Genomic DNA, 24172 nt, shown 5'->3' with positions numbered 1-24172 from the left:
TTTATCTATCAAACAACATTCTTTTACCTGCACGAATATCTTTTACCTTAAAACCAGAATAAACCAACTTACCATTTACAAAAGTATGCGTAATTCTAGATTTAAAAGTAAAGCCTTCAAAAGGAGACCAACCACATTTCGAAAGTATATTTTCTTTCTTTACACTCCAAGGCAATCCTGCATTGATAATAACCAAATCGGCAAAATAACCCTCTTTGATAAAACCTCTTTTTTCAATTTTAAAAATCTTGGCCGGATTGTGGCACATTTTCTCGACAATTTTCTCGACACTTATTTTTCCTTGATGATGCGCCTCAAACATAGCCACAAGAGCATGTTGCACTAATGGCCCACCAGAAGGAGCTTGCAGGTATTTTTGTTTTTTCTCATCCAATGTATGTGGAGCATGATCCGTCGCCACAACATCAATGCGTCCGTCATTAAGCGCTTCCCATAACACTTTTCTATCGTTAGCAGTTTTTACAGCAGGATTCCATTTAATTAGATTTCCTTTTGTAGCATAATCATCATTGGTAAACCATAAATGATGCACACAAACTTCGGCGGTAATTTTTTTATCCTCAAGTGGAATTTTATTGGTAAACAATTCCATTTCTTTGGCAGTCGAAAGATGAAAGACATGCAATCTTGCACCCGTTTTTTTGGCCAAAGCAACAGCTTTTGAAGACGAAATATAACAGGCTTCTTCGCTGCGGATAAGATGATGTGCAGTTACCGGAACATCTTCACCATATTCTTCTTTGTATTTTTCTAAATTATTCTTTATTGTCATTTCATCTTCACAATGAACTGCAATCAACATGGATGTACAAGCGAATATTTTTTCCAAAACTGCTTCATTATCCACCAACATGTTTCCCGTTGAAGAACCTAAAAATATTTTGATTCCAGCAACATTCTTAGGGTTTGTCTTTAAAACTTCCTCAAGATTGTCATTGGTGGCGCCCATCATAAAAGAATAATTGGCAAAAGACTTTTCGGCTGCAATTTTATACTTTTCTTCAAGAATTTCTTGGGTAACAGCATTAGGAACTGTATTTGGTTGCTCTATGTAAGATGTAATTCCGCCTGCAACCGCAGCTCTAGATTCCGATTCAATATCCCCTTTATGAGTTAATCCCGGTTCTCTAAAATGCACTTGATCATCGATAACTCCAGGCAAAAGATAATTCCCTTCTGCATCAATGATCATACAATCTGAAGATTTCAGGCTAATGTTCTCAGAAACCTCAACAATAAGGTCATTCTCTACCAGCACATCCCCTTCAAAAATAACTCCTTCATTTACTATTTTAGCATTTTTAATCAAATATCTATTCATAGTATCTTTCTTTTACAAACTGTTAACTAACTTTTTTAAACGCAACATTATAACTCCAAATACGGCTTCAACAATTATGGAATTGCTCATTTTGGACTGCCCTTTGGTTCTATCGGTAAAGATAATAGGCACTTCCGAAATGGCGAATTTTTTACAATACGTTCGGTATTTCATTTCAATCTGAAAAGCATATCCAACAAATTTAATTCTATCCAAATTAATTGTTTCGAGTACTGCTCTTTTGTAACAAACAAATCCCGCGGTAGCATCGTGTATTTTCATTCCGGTAATCATACGAACATAAACCGATGCAAAATACGACATTAAAACACGACTTAAAGGCCAATTGACAACATTTACCCCAGTAACATAACGCGATCCAATCGATAAATCAGCATCTCCAAAATGACACGCATCATATAATTTCTCTAAATCAGAAGGATTATGAGAAAAATCAGCATCCATTTCGAAAATAAAATCATAGTTATTTTGCAATGCCCACTTAAAACCATGCACATAGGCAGTCCCCAGCCCCGATTTCTTCGCTCTTTTTTCCAAAAACAACCTACCGTTGTACTCTGACTGAAGCATAACCACTTTATCCGCAGTATGATCTGGAGAGTTATCATCAATAATTAAGACATGGAAAGGTTTGTGTTGAGAGAGCACTGCTCTAATAATGCTTTCTATGTTTTCAATTTCGTTATAGGTGGGGATTATAACAATACAATTGTTCATGTTTCGCGTAATTTCCGTGCAAAAGTAACCTTTTTATGCCATTTGATTATTATAAAATTATAATAAATAATGATATAAAAATCACTAATTTTGCTCTAATTATGACTGAACACGTACTTCATCCTAGAATAACCGACACTAACGACTGGGTAACACTCGTTTTTATCTTGGCTTTTGGCATTATTGCTTTAACCAAATCCGTCTATGAAAATCGCTTTGAAGATTTCACTAAATTGATATTTTCAGACAAATACGTTCGAATATACAGAGACAGTAGTCATTTGATGGGAATGTTTTCCATCTCTTTATTTATTGTTCAAATTATTTCGTTTTCGTTTTTTATCCAAATTTTACTGAGCAATTTTGGTTATGGTTCAAAAACAGATTTGATCCTATTCATACAAATATTCACTTTTGTCATTTACTTCATTTTATCAAAATTTTTAATCGAAAAAATAATTGCAACTTCATTCAGAATTGAAGAACTTGTCGAACAGTTTAATTTACAGAAAGTTACCTACCGAACATATGTAGGCTTATTACTACTGCCAATTGACATCATTTTATTCTATTATGAATCTATTTTAAAAAATATCCCACTACTGGTTTTATATAGTATCTTAGTTTTAAACGTTTTACTATATGTGTACTCCATAAAAAATTACAGAAAGGAAATTTTCAGCAAGTTGTTTTATTTTATTTTATATCTTTGCACTCTTGAAATAGCACCCTATTATTTTATGTATTATTGGTTTACAAAAGGTAGCGTTTAGAAATTATTTAAATATGAAAGTGAAAACAATTTTGGTATCACAACCAGAACCTAAAGTGGAAAATTCTCCATACTTTGAGCTGCAACAAAAGCATAAAGTAAAAATTGATTTCAGACCTTTTATTCATGTAGAAGGGGTAAGCGCAAAAGAGATTAGACTTCAGAAAATCGATCTTAATAACTACACTGCTATTATATTAACAAGCAAAAATGGTGTGGATCACTTTTTTAGAGTGGCAGATGAAATGCGCTATAAAGTTCCTGAAGGATTAAAATACTTCTGTCAATCGGAAGCAATTGCATTTTACCTGCAAAAATACGTAGTATACAGAAAACGTAAAATTTATGTAGGCCCTAAAGATTTTGCTGATTTGTCGCCTTTAATCAAAAAATATAAAGACGAGAAATTCTTATTACCGGCATCTGACCAATTGAACGCCGACATTCCCGTAACATTAAACGCTTTGAAAGTTGACTGGACTCCAGCCACTTTTTACAAAACGGTTATGAGCGACTTGTCTGATTTAGCAGATGTTTATTACGATGTTTTGGCTTTCTTTAGCCCAACCGGAATTAAATCTTTATATAAAAACTTTCCAGATTTTGAACAAAACAATACTCGAATAGCCGTTTTTGGAAGCACCACTCAAAAAGAAGCTTTGGATCACGGATTACGCATAGACATTATGGCTCCAACACCAGGAACTCCATCGATGACAATGGCTTTAGAAAAATATATAGCCGAAGCGAATAAAGGAAAATAGACACCAATGAAATGGCAATAACATTTGCAATTTCAATAACAATAAAAAAATCCAAATTCCAATCGTAAAATTGGGATTTGGATTTTTTTTAATTTATACTTTCTTATCTTCTATTATTAAAAATCGATATATAATACAGTAAAGTAGCAATAGACCCTAATGCAGCAACCACATACGTTCTTGCGGCCCATTTCAAAGAATCCTTCGCGCCTGCTTGTTCTTCTCGTGTCAACATATTTTTATTCTCCAACCAAACTAAAGCCCTGTTACTCGCATCGTATTCCACCGGCAAAGTAACAATTGAAAACAAAGTCGTTGCAGCAAAAATCACAATTCCAACCAATAGTAACTGAGGAAAAGTACGCAACATCAAGATTCCCGCCAATAAAATCCATTGCATATAGGACGAAGCCACATTGACAATTGGAACCAACTGAGAACGCAATGTCAGCATACTATAAGCTGTGGCATGTTGTACCGCATGCCCACATTCGTGTGCTGCAACGGCGGCGGCGGCGGCATTCCGTTGGTTATAAACCGCTTCGCTTAAATTAACCGTTTTATCTGTTGGATTGTAATGGTCGGTCAATTGTCCCTCAACCGAAATTACCCTAACATCACGAATTCCGTGATCTGCAAGCATTTTCTCGGCGATTTCACGACCAGACATTCCGTTTTGCAGATGCAGTTTCGAATAAAATTCAAATTTACTCTTTAGCGTAGAACTCACTAACCAACTTGCCAGCATAATACCTCCAGCAAGAATTAAATAACTTAGTCCCATATTTTGTTTTTTTTATTTTCTGTTTCTAAATAAACATCAAATTACAAACCAAAATTAACAAAATGTCATCTTGTCACTTGTAAACTCTTGTTAAATTATTCCGGAACGAAAAAATCCCAAACCCCAATTGTAAAATTGGAATTTGGAATCTTTTAAAATTTAGAATTTGATTTTCTTTTATCCCACCAAATTGATGATTTTCCCTGGAACAATAATCACCTTGTTTGGTGTTTTACCGTCCAATTGTTTGATGGTTCTTTCGTCTTTCATTACGATTTCCTCGATTTGTTCTTTGGTTAAATCCAAAGGCAAATTGATTGTGAAACGCATTTTTCCGTTGAAAGATACCGGATATTCTTTATCACTTTCCACCAAATGTTTTTCATCTAAAGCTGGAAAAGCAACTGTAGCAATAGAACCTGAATTCCCTAACAATGACCACAATTCTTCGGCGATGTGTGGCGCGTAAGGCGAAATCACAATTGCCAATGGTTCCAGAATAGCACGAGAATGACAATTTTGAGTTGACAATTCATTCACACAAATCATAAACTGTGAAACTGAAGTATTGAAAGAGAAATTCTCGATATCTTCCGCCACTTTCTTGATGGTTTTGTGCAATGATTTTAAGTTGTCTTTCGTTGGTTCATCACTGGTAACTATTAAACCATTTTCGTCAAAATACAAACGACACAATTTTTTCAAGAAACCAAAGACCCCTGAAATTCCAGCTGTATTCCAAGGCTTGGCTTGTTCCAATGGTCCTAAGAACATTTCATATAAACGCAAAGTATCGGCTCCGTATTCGTTACAAATATCATCCGGAGTAACTACATTATATTTGGATTTCGACATTTTTTCAACCTCGCGACCTACTATGTATTTACCGTTGTCTTCGCAAATGAATTCAGCATCTTTATAATCTTCTCTAAACTGCTTGAACTTCTCAATATCCAATTCTTCCGAAGCATTTACAAATGAAACATCAGTATGGATAGGCTGAACATTTTGTCCGTTAATTTTATTTTTTGAAACAAACGTATTTGTACCTTCCAGTCTATATACAAACGCACTCATCCCCAAAATCATCCCCTGATTAATCAGTTTCTTGAATGGTTCTTCGGTTGGTGCAAAACCTTTGTCTTTAAGAAATTTATTCCAAAAACGGGAATACAATAAGTGGCCTGTAGCGTGTTCGCTTCCGCCAATGTATAAATCCACACTTTCCCAATATGCCAAAGCTTCCTTGCTGGCAAATTCGTTCTCGTTGTGCGCATCCATGTAACGCATCCAATACCAAGAACTTCCCGCCCAACCCGGCATAGTATTCAATTCTAATGGAAAAATAGTAGCATTATCAACCAAACTCGTTTCAACCACTTTATTATTCACACTATCCCAAGCCCAAACTGTTGCATTTCCTAATGGAGGCAATCCGTCTTCGGTTGGTAAATATTTCTCTACTTCTGGCAAGATGATCGGCAAATGTTGTGCATCGATCATTTGCGGTAAGCCATTCACATAATACACCGGGAAAGGCTCTCCCCAATATCTTTGGCGGGAGAAAACCGCATCACGCAAACGGTAATTGATTTTCCCTTTTCCTTGGCCTATTTCTTCAAGTGCTGAAATTATCTTTTTGGTTGCTTCTTTGTAATTCAATCCGTTTAGGAAATCCGAATTAGCAATCTCCAAGTTGTCTTTGGAACCGTAAGCTTCTTTGGAAATATCCACATTCGCAAAAATGTTTTTGATTTCGGGCATTCCTTTTTGCCCTTTAAAGAAATTCGCAAAAGCATAATCTCTTTCATCACCGCAAGGAACTGCCATCACAGCGCCTGTCCCGTAACCTGCCAAAACATAATCCCCAATCCAAACCGGAATCGGTTCTTTGGTAAACGGATGCTCAGCAAAAGCTCCTGTAAACACACCCGAAATAGTTTTTACATCCGCCATACGCTCTCTTTCGGAACGCTTGGCTGTTTTTTCGATATAGGCCTCTACTTCTGCTTTTTGTTCTGGAGTCGTGATTTGAGCAACCAATTCGTGTTCCGGCGCTAAAGTCATAAACGTAACTCCGAAAATCGTATCAGGGCGGGTTGTGAAAACCGAAATACTGCTTTCTGAATTCTGCAATCTGAAATCCACCATCGCCCCTACGGATTTTCCAATCCAGTTTCTTTGGCTTTCCTTGATGCTTTCGCTCCAGTCAATGTCGTTCAAACCTTGCAGCAAACGTTCCGCATAAGCCGAAATTCGCATACTCCATTGTGTCATTTTTTTACGAATCACAGGATATCCACCACGTTCCGAAACACCATTCACGATTTCGTCATTCGCCAAAACCGTTCCTAATCCCGGACACCAGTTCACTTCGGTCTCCGCCAAATACGTCAATCGGTATTGCAACAAAATTTTCTCCTGTTGCTCTTTTGCGAAAGCGTTCCATTCATCTGCCGAAAACAATTCAATATTATCGTCGCAAACCGCATTTACATTCGCATTTCCTTCAGCAGAGAAAATCGAAATCAAAGTCGAAATATCTTCTGCTTTGTCAGTGTTTTTATTGTACCAAGAATTAAACAATTGGATAAAAATCCATTGTGTATGCTTGTAATAATCGGGATTCGAAGTACGAACTTCACGACCCCAATCAAATGAAAATCCTATTTTATCCAATTGCTTTCTGTAACCGGCAATCACTTTCCCTTCTTTGTCAACGCCTCCGTCAATATTTACCCGAGTAGTGTCCTCAGGACGTTGCCCCGTCTGAATCGCATATTGCTCCGCCGGCAATCCAAAACTGTCGTACCCCATCGGGTGCAATACATTAAAACCTTGGTGCCTTTTGTATCGAGAGTACACATCCGAAGCGATGTAGCCAAGCGGATGCCCCACGTGCAGTCCCGCTCCAGACGGATACGGAAACATATCCAACACATAATGTTTTGGTTTGTCTGAATCGTTTTTGGCTGCAAAAGTTTTATTGTCAGCCCAGTATTTTTGCCATTTGGCTTCTATTTCGTTCGGATTGTATTTCATTCCCCTTTTATATTGTTTTTTTAATGGAGTCATGCTTTCGCACACTCAAGTCATTTCTTCAAGTTTCTAAGCTACTGAGTCGCTAAGTTTCTAAGATTTTATTCTCTTAATTTTCAGTTGGCAAATTTACGTTTATTGTGCTATGTGCCAAAGTTATTTCTTAAACAAAAAAATAAATCACTAAATATAAGTGAAAATACTTATTTTTGATTGTATGTTTCTTATTTGAGATTAGTTATAATTCAACGAATATAAGACCTCATAGAGGTTAACTGTTTGTTGAAAAATAAGTAATTTTGATTTTAGCTCCATAGGAGCGACCTGAAAAAAAAATTTATGACAAATACCTATTCACAAATTTATATTCAATTTGAAATCGATTAGGATAAAACAATTGTCATCGCTACGGATTCAATGACAAACTGGTCACTCCTTCGGAGTTTTTCTCAAAATACCTATTAAATACTACAATCAGTATGCCTCTACAAGGCAATAATGATGAACTAAATAAAGTTTACATACTTGTAATTTTAAAATTAAATTTGGATTATAACCTAAAAACAACATTTAATCAACTATTAAAATAGATAAAAAAACCTCGTAGAGGTTTACTGTTTGTAGAAAAATAAACGGTTTTAATTTTAGCTCCATAGGAGCGACCTGAAAAAAAGAATCTATGGCAAATACCTATTCACAAATTTATATCCAAATTGTTTTTGCTGTAAAAGGACGTGAAAACCTTATTAAAAAAGAAAACCGCGAAGAATTGCATAAATTCATTACAGGTATTGTTTCCAATCGAGAACAAAAGTTATTAGCTATTTTTGCAATGCCAGACCATGTTCATATTTTGATTGGAATAAAACCAAGTATCACAATCTCAGATTTAGTAAGGGATATAAAAGCGGGTTCGTCAAAATTCATTAATGACAGTAAATGGATTAACGAAAAATTCAATTGGCAGGAAGGATATGGAGCATTTTCATATTCAAAAAGTCAACTCGATAATGTGATAAAATACATTCTAAATCAAGAAGACCATCATAAAAAACAAACATTTAAAGAAGAATATATTTCGTTTTTAGAAAAATTTGAAATTGAATATGATGAAAAATATTTATTTCAATGGATTCAATGATCAACAGGTCGCTCCTACGGAGCTTTTCAACAAATACCAAATCATTGCTACAGACAGTAAGCCTCTACGAGGCAATTAAATAGAATTCCATTGTGAAAGTTAGCCCACAAATTTTGGTATATTAACCAGAATACAATGAAAATTAAATCTAAACGTATGATTATTAAAAAATCAATGTTCTCAATGCTAATGCCGTTTATACTGTTGGCATTTGGAACAGCCGAAGCCCAGCAAAAAATCACCATTGTTGCCGCCGCCAATCTAAAAGTGGCTTTAGATTCCATAACAACCGTTTTCAAAATCCAAAACCCAAAGATTGACGCACAAGTGACTTATGGTGCTTCGGGAAAATTATTTGAGCAAATTTCCAATGGTGCTCCTTTCGATTTATTCTTTTCCGCCGATATGGATTATCCCAACGAACTCAAGAAAAAAAATCTAACGGCATCAGAAGTTAAAATGTACGCGAAAGGAAAACTGGCCCTTTGGAGCAAAAAAACAGATCCAAACATCAAAAAGATGAACAGCCTTTTGAATGCCAACATCGTTAAAATAGCCATTGCCAATCCAGCAACAGCACCTTATGGCGAAAAAGCCGTAGAAAGTTTGAAATTCTACAAAGTATATGATAAGGTAAAAAGCAAATTGGTTTTTGGCGAAAACATCACGCAAGCCGCACAATTTGCCACAACTGGAGCCGCTGATATCGGAATCATTGCATTATCACTCGTTCTCACCCCAAATATGCAGAAAGAGAAAGGTAAATATTACATCATCCCCGAAAAAAGTCACGCCCCTTTGGAACAAGGTTGTGTAATTCTGAAACACGGACAAGGAAATGCAACCGCTGCTAAATTTTATAATTTTATTTCCTCAAAAAAAGCGGCAGCTATTTTAAAATTTTACGGTTATTCAACTAAATAAATACCGTTGACTTAAAATCTTCTTTTTTGCTTTAGCCGATTGAAATTCTGCAAGCTAACAGCACTTATTTACAGGCAAACACCTGACTAGAAAAATAACCACAGATTCGCAGATTACTTCCTGAAAACTTAATTTAATAATTTTAGGGAAATTAATTCGCGCTAATTCCGCTGAAAGCGGTTAATTTACAGATGAAATTTTTATTAAAATCTGCAAATCTGCGGTAAAGCCTCTGTCATTATTTATTCGCTCCAAAGTAATTTGTGAAAATTTGTGTAATTTGTGGCTAAAATATTTTCACAAGCTGAACGCTAAATAGATGCATACCCAACAATAATGAACACACTAAACGGAAATATTACAGCAATTCAATCGCACGAGGGAATTTCATTAGTGAAAGTAGAATCTAATGATACTATTTTCACTTCAATTGTTCTCGACACACCGGAAACGGCCACATATCTCGAAACAGACCATTCCGTAAAAATCATTTTTAAGGAAACCGAAGTTATTATTTCCAAAGATTCCGAACCAAACATCAGTATTCAAAACCGATTGCAATGCACCATTGAATCGATAAAAAAAGGCGTTCTCCTAAGTCAAATCAACCTTAACTTTGGCGGAACAATCGTAGAATCCATAATAACGACCAATGCCTGCGAACAATTGCAATTAGAAAAAAACGATGCAGTATTGGCTTTAATAAAAACGAACGAAATAAGCTTATCTCCCAATGATTGATTTTGACCCATTATGGCTCACGGCAAAATTGGCGTTTATCACAACGCTTATTCTCCTGCTTTTGGCAATTCCACTTTGCTATTGGCTAGCATATAGCCGTTTCCGATTCAAAGCTGTAATCGAAGCCATTATCAGTTTACCATTGGTGCTGCCTCCGTCAGTTTTGGGGTTCTATCTCTTGATTGCTTTTAGTCCTGAAAATGCTTTTGGCAAATTCCTGTCCGATTATTTTGATTTGCAGTTGGTTTTCACTTTTCAAGGTTTAATTCTGGCTTCCGTTTTATACAGCCTACCTTTTATGGTGAACCCAATTCTGTCGGGCTTAAAAAATCTGCCAGCTTCTTTGCAGGAGGCTTCTTTCACTTTGGGGAAATCAAGATTCTCAACCATCCTAAAAATCATCCTTCCAAATATTCGACCTTCATTGCTCACTGGAATCATAATGACCTTTGCGCATACAGTGGGCGAATTTGGCGTTGTCTTAATGGTTGGGGGAAGCATCCCTAAAGAAACCAAAGTAGTTTCCATTGCAATTTACGAAGAAGTTGAATCGATGAATTACGATAATGCCAATGTTTACGCGGGAATACTGTTTGTGTTTTCTTTTTCAATTTTGCTGGCCGTTCATTTAATCAATAACAAAAGAAAAGCAACTCTCTATTAATGATACAGTTTAATGCCTATAAAATGCTGCAAACAGCAGATGGAGAATTGCCCCTGGATGTTTCTTTTACGATCGAGGAAGGACAGTTTCTTGCTATTTATGGAAATTCTGGAGCCGGAAAAACAACGCTGCTCAGAATATTGGCAGGACTTACCCAAGCCGACAAAACACAGATTAAAGCTGCCAATGAAATTTGGGATGACTCTCAAAACAAAATGCATCTGTCTGTCCAAAAACGTTCTATTGGTTTTGTTTTTCAGGACTATGCATTGTTCCCAAATTTAACCGTAAAAGAGAATCTAGAATTTGCTCTGCAAAAAAATGACAATACCCAAATCGTTTCCGAATTGATCGAACTGATGGAATTACAGTCTTTGCAAAACAGCAAACCTCAAAATTTATCGGGCGGGCAAAAACAACGCGTAGCTTTGGCAAGGGCGATTGTCCGCAAACCGAAAATCCTCTTATTGGACGAACCGCTCTCGGCACTTGATGATGAAATGCGGTTTAAACTTCAGGATTATATCTTGAAAATCCATCAAAAATATCAACTGACCACTTTAATGATTACCCATTCTATTCCTGAAATATTCAAGCTTTCGGACAAAGTCATTATTCTGGATAAAGGAAAAATCATCAAAGAAGGAACACCAGTAAATGTGTTTTCGGAAGAAAAAATAAGCAGTAAATTCAAGCTGACGGGAGAAATAATCAGCATCATCAAAAGCGATATTATTTATGTCGTCCAAGTACTTTCTGGTAATAACATCGTAAAAGTGGTAGCCACCAAGGACGAAATAAAGGATTTCAAAATTGGACAAAAAGTATTGGTTGCCTCAAAAGCCTTTAATCCAATCATTCAGGTTATATCATGAATTGGCGGTAAAAACCAATCAACCTTCAGCTATTCAACCTCTAATGCGAGTTATTTACACAAAAGTTAAAACTTTGGGAGTTATTAACTTCAAATTAAAGAATATGTTTATTATTTTTACCGCATAATTTAGATATACTATGAGTTCATCCTTTGAAAAGTTTCAAAAGCGCAGGTTAATTTCCTCTTATTTTTCAGTAGTGCTAAGTGTATTCTTAGTATTATTTCTACTAGGCATATTGGGATTTTTTATTATCAATTCCAAAAAACTGGCCGATGACTTCAGAGAAAAAATAGCAATGACTGTTTTTTTTAAAAATGAAGCCAATGACTCTATTCTTAAGGCCTTTGGACAGGAACTGAAAACCACCAAGTTTTCTAAAACTTTCGTCTACGTTTCCAAAGAACAGGCAGCAAAAGAACACACTGACATTATTGGTGAAGATTTCGTGACCTTTTTGGGCGAAAATCCTTTGCAAAATTCATACGACATTCATTTAAAAGCGGATTACGTTGAAAGAGACAGTATAGCAAAAATCGAATCCCATTTACGCAAAAACGCAATGGTTTCAGATATTGTTTATGACAAACAATTGGTCAACTTAGTAAACGACAACATCAAAAAAGTCAGTATGTGGATTTTAATTGTTAGTGCTTTCTTGACTTTTATTGCAGTACTTTTAATCAACAGCTCATTGCGTCTGTCGATATATTCCAACCGATTTATCATCAAAACCATGCAAATGGTAGGTGCAACCAAAGCCTTTATCAGAAAGCCTTTTGTAATGCGCAGCATAAAATTGGGAATGATTGGCGCAGGACTTGCTATTCTTGCCTTAATAGGTGTTTTGATTTATCTTGAAAACAGCTTTCCAGACCTTGGCATCCTAGATGACAAGTTATTGATAGGACTTGTATTGGTTGCCGTATTTGGACTTGGCGTTTTAATCACGTGGTTAAGTACTTATTTTGCAACGCAACGTTTCTTGAATTTAAGAACAGACGATCTTTATTAATTTTAGATTGCAGATTTTAGACTGCAGATTTCAGTAATAAAACATAAATTTAAAACAGCGGATGAGATTGCTTCGTCCCTCGCAATGACAAAATGAAAAACGAAGAACACAAACACGAATTCCTTTTTGAAAAAATAAACTATAAATTTCTATTGATTGGAATTGGAGTAATTGCATTGGGATTTATACTAATGTCTGGTGGAGGAAGCGATGATCCTAATGTTTTTAACGACTCTGTATTTGATTTCCGTAGAATTCGTTTGGCTCCAACCACCGTTTTAATTGGATTTGGAATTACCATTTATGCCATTCTTAAAAACCCTAAAAAATAGTAAGCAGTCGTCAGTATTCAGTGTTCAGTTAGTAACAGTCTGGAAACTGAAATGCTTCGCCAGTTCGCTATCGCCCGAGTCTGAAAACTGAAAACTTTCACAAAATGAATACATTACAAGCTATCATCCTTGCCATTATCGAAGGAATTACTGAATTTTTACCTATTTCTTCTACAGGGCATATGATTATTGCCTCTTCTTTTTTTGGAATTGCACACGATGATTTTACCAAACTTTTTACTATTGTGATTCAATTGGGAGCAATCCTTTCAGTGGTAGTTTTGTATTTCAAACGCTTTTTTCAATCCTTTGATTTTTATTTCAAATTATTGGTTGCTTTTATTCCCGCAGTTGTTTTCGGATTACTTTTCAGTAAAAAAATTGATGCTTTGCTCGAAAATCCAGTGACTGTCGCCGTTTCATTATTGATAGGTGGAATCATTTTATTAAAAGTAGATGAATGGTTCAACAGTGCCACAGCTTCCGAAACGACTCAAGAAATCACTTATCTTCAAGCTTTAAAAATAGGTTTGTTCCAATGCCTTGCAATGATTCCTGGAGTTTCCAGAAGTGGCGCGACAATTGTTGGCGGAATGTCTCAGAAACTATCTCGCACATCTGCCGCAGAATTCTCTTTTTTCCTTGCGGTTCCAACAATGCTGGGTGCTACTGTAAAAAAATGTTACGATTATTACAAAGATGGTTTTGTTTTGAACGACGACCAAATCAATTTCTTAATTATAGGAAATGTGGTTGCTTTTATTGTTGCCCTTTTGGCGATTAAAAGCTTCATCGGATTTTTGACAAAAAATGGATTTAAAGTTTTTGGTTATTACCGAATTATTGCAGGAATCATATTATTGGCAATACACTTTTTCATTCATCCTTTGACCGTACTTTAATGACAACTGAAGATTTTTTAAACGGCCAAGTTCTCTTAATTGACAAACCTTTGCATTTTACTTCCTTTCAGGCGGTAAACAAACTTAAATATGCCTTAATCAATAAAGCTGGATTGCCAAAAAAATTCAAGATTGGACACGCAGGAACTTTGGATCCTTTGGCTTCTGGATTATTATTGGTTTGTACTGGAAAATTTACCAAAAAAATTGCCGAATTACAGGGACAACCCAAAGAATATACTGGAACGTTCTATATTGGAGCCACTACACCATCCTATGATTTGGAAACCGAAATTGACAAAACTTTCCCGACAAATCATATCAACGAATCTCTAATTCACGAAACCGTAAAACAGTTTTTGGGTGAAATTGATCAAAAACCGCCTATTTTTTCGGCCATAAAAAAAGACGGTGTACGTTTATACGAACATGCCCGAGCTGGGGAAACGGTAGAAATTGCTTCGAGAAAAACTACTATACATGAATTTGAAATCACAAGAATTGCACTTCCTGAAGTCGATTTTAGGGTAGTTTGCAGCAAAGGAACTTACATTCGCTCCTTGGCGTATGATTTTGGACGCGCCATGAATTCAGGATCGCATTTAACGGTTTTGCGACGCACGAAAATTGGCGATTACAATGTAAATGATGCTATAGATGTAAATGATTTTGAGGCTACTTTAAGTCCTAAAAAAGAGTAATTTTTAAAAATTAAAATTACTTAATTCTTTTTATACGCCAACGCATTCCTCTATAGAATACATCATCTCAACTACTTCGTTTTGAACAGAGAATCCTTTGTCGTGTAAATACCACAGTTGCAATTGTCTTTTTGCCTCTTCATCTACAATGCCAAACTCTTCTTTGTAGTTTTTAATTAAATCCGAAGCACCTTTTGGTCTTGGTCCCCAATGGTTGCAAACCTTACCTAATTCTTTATCAATTATAAGGAGTTTTGGAATGGCTCTGGCTCCATTAGTCAAAAATTGATTCATTAAATCATCATTCAAATCACGTAAAACAATTTTCAAATCTATCTTATCCGATTCTAAAGCCATTTTATTCAATATTGGCAAAATCTGGGCTGCATCCCCGCACCAGCCTTCGGCGATGACCATCCAAATATATTCTTTTTCAAGTGCTTTTAATTTGGAACTGACGTCCTCCGGAACGCTTATTGTTTTATCCAAACGTTTCAAACGGATTTCGTTTAAGACACTATATTGCAGTAAATCTTCCGATTGTTCGATTCCGGTTGACTTTCCTTCGGATAGCAAATCGGATACGATTTTTTTGTATTCTTGATAAGTATAACTATTAAACAAAGCCTTCGCTACTGAACTTTTCATAACTAAATCTTTTTCCCTTTGTTTCATAAAACGGCACATCTTCATTGGTGTATACTTCCAATGACGACATGCTCATTTCATTATACAAATTTATTTGAAGCAAAATTAACAATACCCGTTGTTTAAAAACGTGATAAAAATCACTTTGTAACAAACAAAATGCATATTTTTATAAAATGGACAGCAAATCAAAATCAATCGGTTTAATACTATCCGGCGGTGGATCAAAAGGCATCGCGCATGCTGGCGTTTTAAAATTTTTGGAAGAAAAAAATATCGTTCCTACCCAAATTGCAGGTTCAAGTGCTGGTTCAATTGTCGCTGCTTTATACGGAAGTGGTAAATCGCCCGATGCTATTTTGGAATTCTTTAAATCCATATATTTTTTTCATTGGAAACATTTTACATTCTCCAAAGCTGGACTAATTGATTCGGAGTCATTCAAAGAATATTTCTATGAAATATTTAAAGACACTACTTTGTCTGAACTTAAAATTCCTGTTCACATTACCGCAACCGATATGATTAAAGGAAAATCAAAAATATTTGGCCCCGAAACCAAAACAATAGATGCAATCTTAGCCTCATCATCATTTCCGGGAGTAATGTCTCCTTATGAATTTAACGGAAAACTTTATAGTGACGGAGGTATTCTCAATCATTTTCCAACCGATATTTTAAAAGAGAAATGCGACACTTTAATTGGCGTTTATGTTAGTCCAATCCAAAAAATAGAAGCCAAAGATTTAACTTCCATCAAATCGGTAACCGCTAGAGCTTTTGATCTATTCTCGGCCAATTCCAGCATACATAAATTTGATCATTGCGACTGGTTGATAGAACCCGAAGCTTTATCACTCTATAGTACATTCGAAACCAGCAAATCCAAAATGGAAGCAATTTTCGATATTGGATACGAATCGGCAAAAAAAACTTATAAAAAACTTAACTCATCGCTAGACGCAAAATTAATAAGTTGCTAAGATTTAAACAGCCTATTTGAAAAACGAAAAATAATATTCTGACTTCTAAAAAAAGCTTTAAACATTATAAAAACATAGACTCTCAGCGCATTAGTATCAAAATAAGAGTACGAAATAGTCACCAATAAACTTAATTTAAATATTTAAGGAGCACTATTTTCAAAAAAAACAGAATATGTCTATATTTGCACAAATTTGACAGCATTGAACCCAATCAGTGATGCAATTTACTTTCGATAACGAAGGGAGACCTTAAAAAACAAAAACTGACTGATGAAATACAAAAGAATCCTTCTGAAATTGAGTGGTGAAGCTTTAATGGGTGATTTACAATACGGAATTGACCCAAAACGATTGGCCGAATATGCCGACGAAATCAAGCAAATTCACGAAAAAGGAGTTGAAATCGCTATAGTAATTGGTGGAGGAAACATTTTTAGAGGTGTTGCAGGAGCCAGTTCTGGGATGGACAGAGTACAGGGAGATTATATGGGAATGTTGGCCACAGTTATCAACGGAATGGCATTGCAAGGTGCCCTTGAAGATAAAGGCATGAAAACCCGTTTGCAAACTGCCTTAAAAATGGAATCAATCGCAGAGCCTTATATCAAAAGAAGAGCTGATCGTCACTTGGAAAAAGGAAGAATCGTTATTTTTGGAGCAGGAACCGGAAATCCATATTTCACAACAGATACAGCTGCCGTTTTACGTGGTATCGAAATAAATGCTGATGTGATTCTAAAAGGAACTCGTGTAGATGGTGTTTATGACTGTGATCCAGAGAAAAATGAGTCTGCAATAAAATTTGATTTCATCTCTTTTGAAGATGTATTGAAAAAAGGATTAAATGTAATGGATACCACTGCATTTACTTTAAGCCAAGAAAACAAATTACCGATAGTAGTATTCGACATGAACAAAATAGGGAATCTATTGAAAATTTGTGAAGGGAAAAATATAGGAACCGTAGTAAACATATAAAAAGCAGTAGGCAGTTTTCAGATGACAGTACAAGAATCTGAAAACTGAAGTCTAAACTCTGAAATCTTAAAAAAAATGACAGAAGAAATTGAATTTATATTAGATAGTACAGAAGAATCTATGACGGGTTCTATCGAGCATTTAGAAAAAGCCTTTTTAAATATTCGTGCCGGAAAAGCATCTCCTGCTATGTTGGGAAGTGTTTTTGTTGATTATTATGGATCGGCATCTCCACTATCTCAAGTATCAAAAATCAGTGTGCCTGATGCAAGAACCATCACGCTTCAACCTTTTGAAAAAAACATGTTGCATCCTATTGAAAAAGCAATTATGGTTGCCAATCTTGGATTCAACCCAATGAATAACGGAGACATGATTATCATTAGTGTCCCACCTCTTACCGAAGACCGCAGACGTGAACTAGCCAAACAAGCCAAGTCTGAAGCTGAAGATGCCAAAATTGGTGTTAGAAATGCCCGAAAAGACGCTAATTCGGATATCAAAAAATTAGAAAAAGAAGGAACTTCGGAAGACATTTGCAAAAGCGCAGAAGAAGAAGTTCAAAACTTAACTAATTCATTTATCAAAAAAATTGATGAACTTCTGGCAGTAAAAGAAGCCGAAATCATGAAAGTTTAATCTTTGGATTCTACAATTAATAAATCTGTCTCGTTTTTAGGAACAAGACAGATTTTTTTATAGTTATTTTTGCCATTACAAAATGTAATTGAACACATTTTGCAACAAATCGTTTTATGAAGTACTTTTTTTTACTGTTCTTCTTTTTTACGCTTTCGCTTCAAGCGCAATTTCAAGTAAATGGAATTGTCAAAGACGCTTCAACCCAAAAAATACTTCCATTTGCCTCTATCATTACAAATGACGGCTCCAACACCATTTCGGATGTTGATGGAAAATTCAGTATTTCATCCAAAAACAAAATAACATCCATAACCGTTTCTTATATTGGTTATTTAAAAAATACGATTAGTATAGAAAACAATAAGCTATTTTATAAAATAGATCTTGTTGAAAAAGCAAACCAGCTCAAAGAAGTTTTAGTTTCTAATGAAAATCCAGCATTGGCCATTATAAAAAAGACCATTCAGAACAAAGCAGAAAACAATCCGCAGAAAAAACTCAAAAGCTTTGAATTCAAATCCTACAATAAACTCATCGTTACTGCCAATCCAGACTCCATTAATGGAACTATAGACTCTGTGTTTGTAACCAATTCGTATGAAACTTATCTAAAAAAACTGGATTCAACTGATTACAAATTCAAACAACTCATCAAGAAACAGCATTTGTTTCAAACTGAGAAAGTATCAAAATATCAATTCGACGGCAAAAGATTGAAAGAAACCATTTTAGGAACGAGAATGGCAGGATTCAAACAACCTGTTTACGAAATACTCACTTTCAACCTTCAATCATACTCCATATACGATTCTAAATATGAGCTTTTCGAAACCAAATACAAAAGTCCAATTGCAAATGATGCCTTGGATGATTATAACTACAAACTACTAGACACTGTAGTCATAAATGGTCGAAACACTTATATGGTTTACTTTAAAAACAAAAAAGAGAAAAGAGCCGCTGGTCTTGAAGGGATTTTGTACATCGATCAAGTTAATTTTGCTGTTGCAAAAGCAATTATGCGTATCAAAGGGATACTAGATATCAGTGGAATTCATGAATTTCAATTCATTCCAGAAAAATATTTGTGGTTTCCTACCGCAACCAAGTTTAAAATTGTAAAAGGAACCAATGATGATGATATAAAAATATTGGGAGGAACAATTCAATTTGATGGCGACATAAAAGAAGACTTAACTCCCAGGAAAAGAGTCGAATCTGATTATATCTATCTGCTTTCCCAAACAACAAATTTTGACATTCAATACTCCACTCCCGTAGCAATCAAAAAGCCAATAGTTCAGGTAGAGATTAAAGAGAATGCCATAAATAAACCCGAAAGCTTTTGGGTCGAATACCGAAAAGACAGTTTGGACAGCCGAAGTGAGAAAACCTATCTATCATTAGACAGTATTTCGATAAAAAAAAGAATAGAGAGCAGGCTCAATTTTGGCCGTAAAATCTTAACTGGATACCTCCCTTTTAAGATTTGGGATTTTAATTTACGTAAAATATTAAGTTATAATAATTATGAAGGATTACGATTAGGAATTGGCGGTATAACCAATGATTTTTTTTCCAAAAAATACCGTCTCGAAGGTTACACGGCTTATGGTTTAAGAGATTATGATTTCAAGTATAATTTAGGAATTGGAGCCAGAATAGATAAATTCTCCAATACTTGGATTGGAATAAGCTATACCGATGACCTTAGAGACATTGCAAGTACCGACTATGTTGTCGAAAAAAAAGCTTTCAAAATCTATGATCCACGTTCGATCAATTTCAACACTTTTTATAGATATGAGCATTGGAGAATTGCATTAGAATCCAAAATCATTCCAAAAGTGGAAAGTGTTTTCGCACTTGCCAATACTTTTGTAACCCCACAATTCGAATATACTTACAACCTGAATGGCAAGTCCTACAAGACTTACACGATGACAACCGCAACAATATCTTTGAAATGGAGTCCATACAGTGATTATATGCAAACCCCAACAGGAAGAATTGAAACCGAAAAAAGGTTTCCAAAGTTTACTTTTCAGGTGACTCAATCACTTCCCGATGTTTTGAACAATGATTTTACTTATACCAAAATTGACTTTAAAGCCGATTACCAAATCAAGTATTTAAATGGTCAGCGAACTTTTTTGTTATTTGAAGCCGGACGAGCCTTTGGTGATTTACCACTCCCTCAATTATACAGCAACTCACCAAATAATTTAAACAAAGAAACGATTTTTAAGAGAATTACCTTTGCGGGTAGAAACAGTTTTGAAACCATGTATTTCAATGAGTTTTTCTCTAGTGAATACATGTCTTTTCAGTTCAAACATGGTTTTAACAGAATTTATATTTTTAATAAACTAAAGCCTTCGCTTGATTTTGTAACTCGAATGGCTTGGGGAAATATGAAAAATCCAGAAAATCATATTGGACTTGACTTTAAAACCTTGAACAAAGGATTCTTTGAATCCGGCATTGAACTCAATAAAATCTTTAACGGATTGGGACTTGGTGGTTATTACCGTTATGGACCGAATCATTTAAGCAATTTCAAAGACAATATTGCTGTGAAACTGACTTTTATTCTTGATTTGGGAATTTAACCCAAAATCCTCTTCTTAAATTTACCCTAAGCAAAATCGAAACCCAATATCCAAAATTATTATTTTTTGGATCGACCTGTCCTACCCATTTTTTGCAAACAATCCATTCAAAATAAGGAACTTACAAATACATTATGAAATTTTCAGCAATGGATAAATACATAGGAAAAAGACTTCTTTATTGTTAAAAAACACTTGTTTTTAAGTCCAAAAAGAACAAAATTACACATTATAAAAAATTTGGAGCTAGATTTGTTTCGATAAAAAGCAAATTAACCCGATAAAATGCACTTATGATATAAAAAAGTAATCATATACTTAATATATTTGTACATTATTACTTTGAATAAAATAGAGAATAAAAGAACTTACAAATGGCTGAAAATATAAATATCGGACAATACAACATTCCTACGTTTCTAAATTCGACGACCAAAATTGTTGCCAGTACCGCTATACTATATTTTCTAATTTCCAAATTATCCCTATTTATATTCGTTACCGAAATTAATATACTTCCATTTTTTCCAGCGATTGGTTTTGCAATAGCTACAACTCTACTTTTAGGAAGAAAAGTAATTTTAGGTGTAGCGATAGGCTGTTTACTATTTTCCATAAGTTTATATCTAAGTGATTTTCAAAATGCGACAACATTTAAAGAACTTATTAAACCTTTGGCTTTATGCATTGTTAGGCCAATCATAGCCTCTATAAATGCATTTCTCGTCTCTTATTTGACCAAATTGTGGTGCAAAAATAAATATCCTTTCGACAATGAAAAAAATGTCATTTTTTTTGCTTTGGCCAGTTTACTGGGAACTTTTGTAAGTGTTAGCACTGGTTTTATTACTCTAACAATCATTCCCTATTTCTCGCTGGATAACTTCATTTTAATCTGGAGTAACAAGCTCAGGGGAAATGTTTTGGGTGCAATTATATTTACCCCATTTGTACTTTCTTGGTTACTTCGCACGAAAGAATTCACTGGATGGTCAGCAGTTAAAAAAATGGAAGCCTTTATGCTAATTATTTTTACTCTTTTTACAACTATATATATATTTGAAACACATGCAAACAACGAATCCATTCTTTTCTTTTTTCTGATATGGGCAGCGTGTCGTTTTGGGATGAAAATTATCACTCTAGTCTCCTTAGTCATTACTATTATATCAATATATTGCACCAGCCATCAGATGGGTGGTTTTACTTTTATTGGTTGGAATAAAGATTTTTTCATGTTACAATTGTTCCTATTTGTAAATATGGTCTCAGTCCTATTTCTAAAGGCAATTTTAGAACAAAAGGAAAACGAAGAGAACAAATTAAAAATTACCGAACAAGACTTAGACCTGGAGAAAAACATACTCAAAGCAACCGTCGAAAGCCCAAAAGAAGTCAGTATTTTTTCTCTGAATACCAACTTAAACTATCTAAGCTTCAATTCGGCTCATTCAAAATATATGAAAAATGAATATGGAGTCGAAATAAAAATCGGGGACAATCATATTGATTTAATTCCAAGAAGAAGCCGAAAAGAAGAAATCATTTCCATATTTAATAATGTTTTAAAGGGCAACACCTATTCTGCGGAAGAAAAAGATTCCACAGGGGCATATTGGAATGTTGCTAAATCACCCATCAAAAATGAGGAAGGTAAAATCATTGGAGCAACCACAATTGTCACCAATGTCACCGAATTAAAATTAAAAGAAATGCAGTTAGAAAAAAACAACATTTCACTTAATCAACGTATTAAAGAGCTCCGTTGTCTATATGACATTTCGGAAATCATTAGCAACAAAGCGCTTTCAAAACCCGAAAAAATGGAGGCCTCCGTTCAAATTATTCCAAAAGCACTGCAATTTCCCGAAATTGCCAATTGTCGAATCCAAATGTGTGAGGAAGAATTCTTTTCTGCCAATTATCAACAAAACGATTGGACTCTCAAACAAAATATTTTTGTAAATGGAGAAGAATACGGCTTTATTGAAATTGGTTATTACAATGCAAAAGAATTAAAAAAAGAAACAATTTTTTTAGAAGAAGAAATCAAATTATTGGAAGCATTGTCAGATATTCTTTCCAGATCTATGGAAAGAAAATTGGCTAAAGAAAAACTCCTTAAAAGTGAAGAAACCTATCGTATTTTATTTGAAAATGTTCAGGACGTCTTTTTTAAAACATCGATAAGAACAGGAGAGATATTGGATGTCAGTCCGTCTTGCAGCACTTTTAATGGAATAACAAGAGAAGAACTAATTGGTCAAAGTATGTCAATTATTTATTCCGACAAGAATCAAATGCAATTGATGTTACAAAAAATAATAACGGAACAAAAAGTTATTGACCACAATAATGAAATTACTATAAATGGTAAGCTTTTTTATGTATCAATCAATGCCAAAATCATTTTTGATTCAAATGGAGAACCCGAATTTGCAATCGGCTCTTTTAGAAACATTACCGAACGAAGATTAGTGGAGGAAAAACTAAAGATAAGCGAGGCAAAATTCCGTTCTATTTTTGAAAATTTTGAAGATGTCTATTTCAGAACAACAATGGACGGGACGGTCCTTGATGTCAGTCCCTCATTCGAAAAAAATTTCCATAAGCCTTGCTCGTTTGCATTAGACAATTCTGTCTTTGATTTATATTACGATAACCAAGATAGAGAATCCTTATTGCAAAAACTAAAAAAAGATGGTCAAGTTAGGGATTGCGATATCCGATTTAGAGATGGGAATGAAAACATTGTGTTTTTCTCAGTAAATGCACGTTTAATATATGATGAGAATGGAGAGCCAATCTACATAGAAAAATCCATGAGAAACGTTAACGACCGTATAGCCTTTCAAAAGGAGTTGCTGACAAAAAACCGACAACTAGAATTTCAAAATACAGAATTAGAACAGTTTGCCTACATAGCATCCCATGATTTACAGGAACCGTTAATTACAGTAATCCATTGTATACAGATGCTTCAAGAGGAATTAAATGAAAATTTGGACGAAGATCAAAAACAATATTTACAATTCATTAACAGCTCCACAGCAAGAATGCAGTTATTGGTAAAAGGACTATTGGATTACTCCCGAATCGGCAAAGAAAGAAAAAATAACTGCATAGATTGTAATGAAATTGTTGCCAATGTTCTTACGGATATGGATGTTATCCTAAAAAAAAGCAATGCCTTTATTGAATGTGAGAACCTACCTGTTATCGAAGGTTACACTACCGAAATAAGACAACTATTCCAAAATATAATCAGTAATGCCAATAAATATCAAAAAAAAGACCGACAGCCAAAAATAAAAATAGCTGCAGTAAAAGAGGAAAACAACTGGCTTTTTTCAATTCAAGACAATGGAATCGGGATTGAAGAGCAAGATAAAGATAAAATATTCGTGATTTTCAAAAGACTGCACAATCACAATGAATACCAAGGGATCGGTATCGGATTATCGCTTTGCAAAAAAATCGTAGAACACCATAATGGAAAGATTTGGGTCGAATCCAATTACAACAAGGGAAGTACATTCAAATGGACCTTACCTGTAGAACTAAATTAACAA

General features: G+C 34.8%; 21 protein-coding genes. 16 read left to right on the top strand and 5 right to left on the bottom strand.

What is annotated here, in order from left to right; genetic code table 11:
* Nucleotide 1 precedes the first annotated feature (1 nt).
* A complete protein-coding gene (locus tag HQN62_RS04045) occupies nt 2–1342 on the bottom strand; it encodes a dihydroorotase (protein WP_116796315.1) in 1341 nt (446 codons plus the stop codon).
* Nucleotides 1343–1354: 12 nt separating this feature from the next.
* Nucleotides 1355–2080 carry a polyprenol monophosphomannose synthase gene (locus HQN62_RS04040; protein WP_116796316.1) on the bottom strand — a complete coding sequence of 242 codons (726 nt, stop codon included), beginning with the start codon at nt 2078–2080 and terminating at the stop codon, nt 1355–1357.
* Nucleotides 2081–2181: 101 nt separating this feature from the next.
* Between HQN62_RS04040 and HQN62_RS04035 the strand changes: the two genes are divergently transcribed.
* Both HQN62_RS04035 and HQN62_RS04030 read left to right on the top strand, forming a co-directional pair.
* Nucleotides 2182–2853, top strand: coding sequence for a DUF4271 domain-containing protein (locus HQN62_RS04035; RefSeq protein WP_116798402.1), 672 nt, complete (start codon nt 2182–2184; stop codon nt 2851–2853).
* 13 nt (nt 2854–2866) lie between these two features.
* Complete coding sequence (locus HQN62_RS04030) at nt 2867–3616, top strand: uroporphyrinogen-III synthase (RefSeq protein WP_077378154.1); 750 nt, start codon at nt 2867–2869, stop codon at nt 3614–3616.
* A gap of 103 nt (nt 3617–3719) precedes the next feature.
* On the opposite strand, the gene HQN62_RS04025 is transcribed toward HQN62_RS04030, so the two are convergent.
* The gene (locus HQN62_RS04025) at nt 3720–4400 is read right to left on the bottom strand and encodes a zinc metallopeptidase (RefSeq protein ID WP_173503419.1); all 681 of its coding nucleotides are present in this window, start codon (nt 4398–4400) and stop codon (nt 3720–3722) included.
* A gap of 177 nt (nt 4401–4577) precedes the next feature.
* Nucleotides 4578–7442: a leucine--tRNA ligase gene (leuS, locus tag HQN62_RS04020; RefSeq protein WP_173503418.1), complete on the bottom strand. Its 2865-nt coding sequence runs from the start codon at nt 7440–7442 to the stop codon at nt 4578–4580.
* A 676-nt stretch (nt 7443–8118) separates the two neighbouring features.
* Between leuS and tnpA the strand changes: the two genes are divergently transcribed.
* The 9 genes from tnpA (at nt 8119) to truB (ending at nt 14734) form a co-directional block, all read left to right on the top strand.
* Entirely contained in the window at nt 8119–8580 is a 462-nt protein-coding gene (gene tnpA / locus HQN62_RS04015; protein ID WP_173503417.1) for an IS200/IS605 family transposase, read from the top strand.
* A 156-nt stretch (nt 8581–8736) separates the two neighbouring features.
* Nucleotides 8737–9504: a molybdate ABC transporter substrate-binding protein gene (modA, locus tag HQN62_RS04010; RefSeq protein ID WP_217362505.1), complete on the top strand. Its 768-nt coding sequence runs from the start codon at nt 8737–8739 to the stop codon at nt 9502–9504.
* A 336-nt stretch (nt 9505–9840) separates the two neighbouring features.
* A complete protein-coding gene (locus HQN62_RS04005; protein WP_173503416.1) occupies nt 9841–10245 on the top strand; it encodes a TOBE domain-containing protein in 405 nt (134 codons plus the stop codon).
* On the top strand, nt 10238–10909 hold the full coding sequence (gene modB, locus HQN62_RS04000; RefSeq protein ID WP_173503415.1) for a molybdate ABC transporter permease subunit: 672 nt from the start codon (nt 10238–10240) through the stop codon (nt 10907–10909). The genes HQN62_RS04005 and modB overlap by 8 nt, the downstream gene beginning before the upstream one ends.
* A gap of 23 nt (nt 10910–10932) precedes the next feature.
* The gene (locus HQN62_RS03995; protein WP_254454475.1) at nt 10933–11784 is read left to right on the top strand and encodes a sulfate/molybdate ABC transporter ATP-binding protein; all 852 of its coding nucleotides are present in this window, start codon (nt 10933–10935) and stop codon (nt 11782–11784) included.
* Between the two features lie 139 nt (nt 11785–11923).
* Complete coding sequence (locus HQN62_RS03990; RefSeq protein ID WP_116796322.1) at nt 11924–12799, top strand: cell division protein FtsX; 876 nt, start codon at nt 11924–11926, stop codon at nt 12797–12799.
* A 92-nt stretch (nt 12800–12891) separates the two neighbouring features.
* Nucleotides 12892–13131, top strand: a complete 240-nt coding sequence (locus HQN62_RS03985) for a DUF3098 domain-containing protein (protein ID WP_173503413.1) — start codon at nt 12892–12894, stop codon at nt 13129–13131.
* Between the two features lie 104 nt (nt 13132–13235).
* Nucleotides 13236–14033 carry an undecaprenyl-diphosphate phosphatase gene (locus HQN62_RS03980; protein ID WP_173503412.1) on the top strand — a complete coding sequence of 266 codons (798 nt, stop codon included), beginning with the start codon at nt 13236–13238 and terminating at the stop codon, nt 14031–14033.
* Nucleotides 14033–14734, top strand: coding sequence for a tRNA pseudouridine(55) synthase TruB (truB, locus tag HQN62_RS03975; RefSeq protein WP_173503411.1), 702 nt, complete (start codon nt 14033–14035; stop codon nt 14732–14734). Before HQN62_RS03980 ends, truB begins: the two co-directional genes overlap by 1 nt.
* Nucleotides 14735–14764: 30 nt before the next feature.
* Here truB and HQN62_RS03970 read toward each other — a convergent pair whose 3' ends face one another.
* Nucleotides 14765–15382, bottom strand: coding sequence for a thioredoxin family protein (locus tag HQN62_RS03970; protein WP_173503410.1), 618 nt, complete (start codon nt 15380–15382; stop codon nt 14765–14767).
* A 176-nt stretch (nt 15383–15558) separates the two neighbouring features.
* Between HQN62_RS03970 and HQN62_RS03965 the strand changes: the two genes are divergently transcribed.
* The 5 genes from HQN62_RS03965 to HQN62_RS03945 all read left to right on the top strand — a co-directional run bounded on the left by HQN62_RS03965 (nt 15559) and on the right by HQN62_RS03945 (nt 24169).
* Entirely contained in the window at nt 15559–16365 is an 807-nt protein-coding gene (locus tag HQN62_RS03965) for a patatin-like phospholipase family protein (RefSeq protein ID WP_116796326.1), read from the top strand.
* Nucleotides 16366–16638: 273 nt separating this feature from the next.
* A complete protein-coding gene (pyrH, locus tag HQN62_RS03960; protein ID WP_116796327.1) occupies nt 16639–17346 on the top strand; it encodes a UMP kinase in 708 nt (235 codons plus the stop codon).
* Nucleotides 17347–17421: 75 nt separating this feature from the next.
* The gene (gene frr / locus HQN62_RS03955) at nt 17422–17985 is read left to right on the top strand and encodes a ribosome recycling factor (RefSeq protein ID WP_116796328.1); all 564 of its coding nucleotides are present in this window, start codon (nt 17422–17424) and stop codon (nt 17983–17985) included.
* A 116-nt stretch (nt 17986–18101) separates the two neighbouring features.
* Entirely contained in the window at nt 18102–20600 is a 2499-nt protein-coding gene (locus HQN62_RS03950; protein WP_173503409.1) for a DUF5686 family protein, read from the top strand.
* A gap of 374 nt (nt 20601–20974) precedes the next feature.
* Entirely contained in the window at nt 20975–24169 is a 3195-nt protein-coding gene (locus HQN62_RS03945; protein WP_173503408.1) for a PAS domain S-box protein, read from the top strand.
* Nucleotides 24170–24172 lie beyond the last annotated feature (3 nt).

The organism is Flavobacterium sp. M31R6, assembly GCF_013284035.1.
In the GTDB taxonomy this organism is placed as follows: Bacteria; Bacteroidota; Bacteroidia; order Flavobacteriales; family Flavobacteriaceae; genus Flavobacterium.
This window is presented reverse-complemented; position numbering and strand designations above follow the sequence as displayed.

Excerpts from the sequence above, each read along its gene's own strand:
- HQN62_RS04045 (WP_116796315.1), bottom strand. The coding sequence starts at position 1,342 with ATGAATAGATATTTGATTAAAAATGCTAAAATAGTAAATGAAGGAGTT.
- HQN62_RS04040 (WP_116796316.1), bottom strand. The coding sequence starts at position 2,080 with ATGAACAATTGTATTGTTATAATCCCCACCTATAACGAAATTGAAAAC.
- HQN62_RS04035 (WP_116798402.1), top strand. The coding sequence starts at position 2,182 with ATGACTGAACACGTACTTCATCCTAGAATAACCGACACTAACGACTGG.
- HQN62_RS04030 (WP_077378154.1), top strand. The coding sequence starts at position 2,867 with ATGAAAGTGAAAACAATTTTGGTATCACAACCAGAACCTAAAGTGGAA.
- HQN62_RS04025 (WP_173503419.1), bottom strand. The coding sequence starts at position 4,400 with ATGGGACTAAGTTATTTAATTCTTGCTGGAGGTATTATGCTGGCAAGT.
- leuS (WP_173503418.1), bottom strand. The coding sequence starts at position 7,442 with ATGAAATACAATCCGAACGAAATAGAAGCCAAATGGCAAAAATACTGG.
- tnpA (WP_173503417.1), top strand. The coding sequence starts at position 8,119 with ATGGCAAATACCTATTCACAAATTTATATCCAAATTGTTTTTGCTGTA.
- modA (WP_217362505.1), top strand. The coding sequence starts at position 8,737 with ATGATTATTAAAAAATCAATGTTCTCAATGCTAATGCCGTTTATACTG.
- HQN62_RS04005 (WP_173503416.1), top strand. The coding sequence starts at position 9,841 with ATGAACACACTAAACGGAAATATTACAGCAATTCAATCGCACGAGGGA.
- modB (WP_173503415.1), top strand. The coding sequence starts at position 10,238 with ATGATTGATTTTGACCCATTATGGCTCACGGCAAAATTGGCGTTTATC.
- HQN62_RS03995 (WP_254454475.1), top strand. The coding sequence starts at position 10,933 with ATGCTGCAAACAGCAGATGGAGAATTGCCCCTGGATGTTTCTTTTACG.
- HQN62_RS03990 (WP_116796322.1), top strand. The coding sequence starts at position 11,924 with ATGAGTTCATCCTTTGAAAAGTTTCAAAAGCGCAGGTTAATTTCCTCT.
- HQN62_RS03985 (WP_173503413.1), top strand. The coding sequence starts at position 12,892 with ATGAAAAACGAAGAACACAAACACGAATTCCTTTTTGAAAAAATAAAC.
- HQN62_RS03980 (WP_173503412.1), top strand. The coding sequence starts at position 13,236 with ATGAATACATTACAAGCTATCATCCTTGCCATTATCGAAGGAATTACT.
- truB (WP_173503411.1), top strand. The coding sequence starts at position 14,033 with ATGACAACTGAAGATTTTTTAAACGGCCAAGTTCTCTTAATTGACAAA.
- HQN62_RS03970 (WP_173503410.1), bottom strand. The coding sequence starts at position 15,382 with ATGAAAAGTTCAGTAGCGAAGGCTTTGTTTAATAGTTATACTTATCAA.
- HQN62_RS03965 (WP_116796326.1), top strand. The coding sequence starts at position 15,559 with ATGGACAGCAAATCAAAATCAATCGGTTTAATACTATCCGGCGGTGGA.
- pyrH (WP_116796327.1), top strand. The coding sequence starts at position 16,639 with ATGAAATACAAAAGAATCCTTCTGAAATTGAGTGGTGAAGCTTTAATG.
- frr (WP_116796328.1), top strand. The coding sequence starts at position 17,422 with ATGACAGAAGAAATTGAATTTATATTAGATAGTACAGAAGAATCTATG.
- HQN62_RS03950 (WP_173503409.1), top strand. The coding sequence starts at position 18,102 with ATGAAGTACTTTTTTTTACTGTTCTTCTTTTTTACGCTTTCGCTTCAA.
- HQN62_RS03945 (WP_173503408.1), top strand. The coding sequence starts at position 20,975 with ATGGCTGAAAATATAAATATCGGACAATACAACATTCCTACGTTTCTA.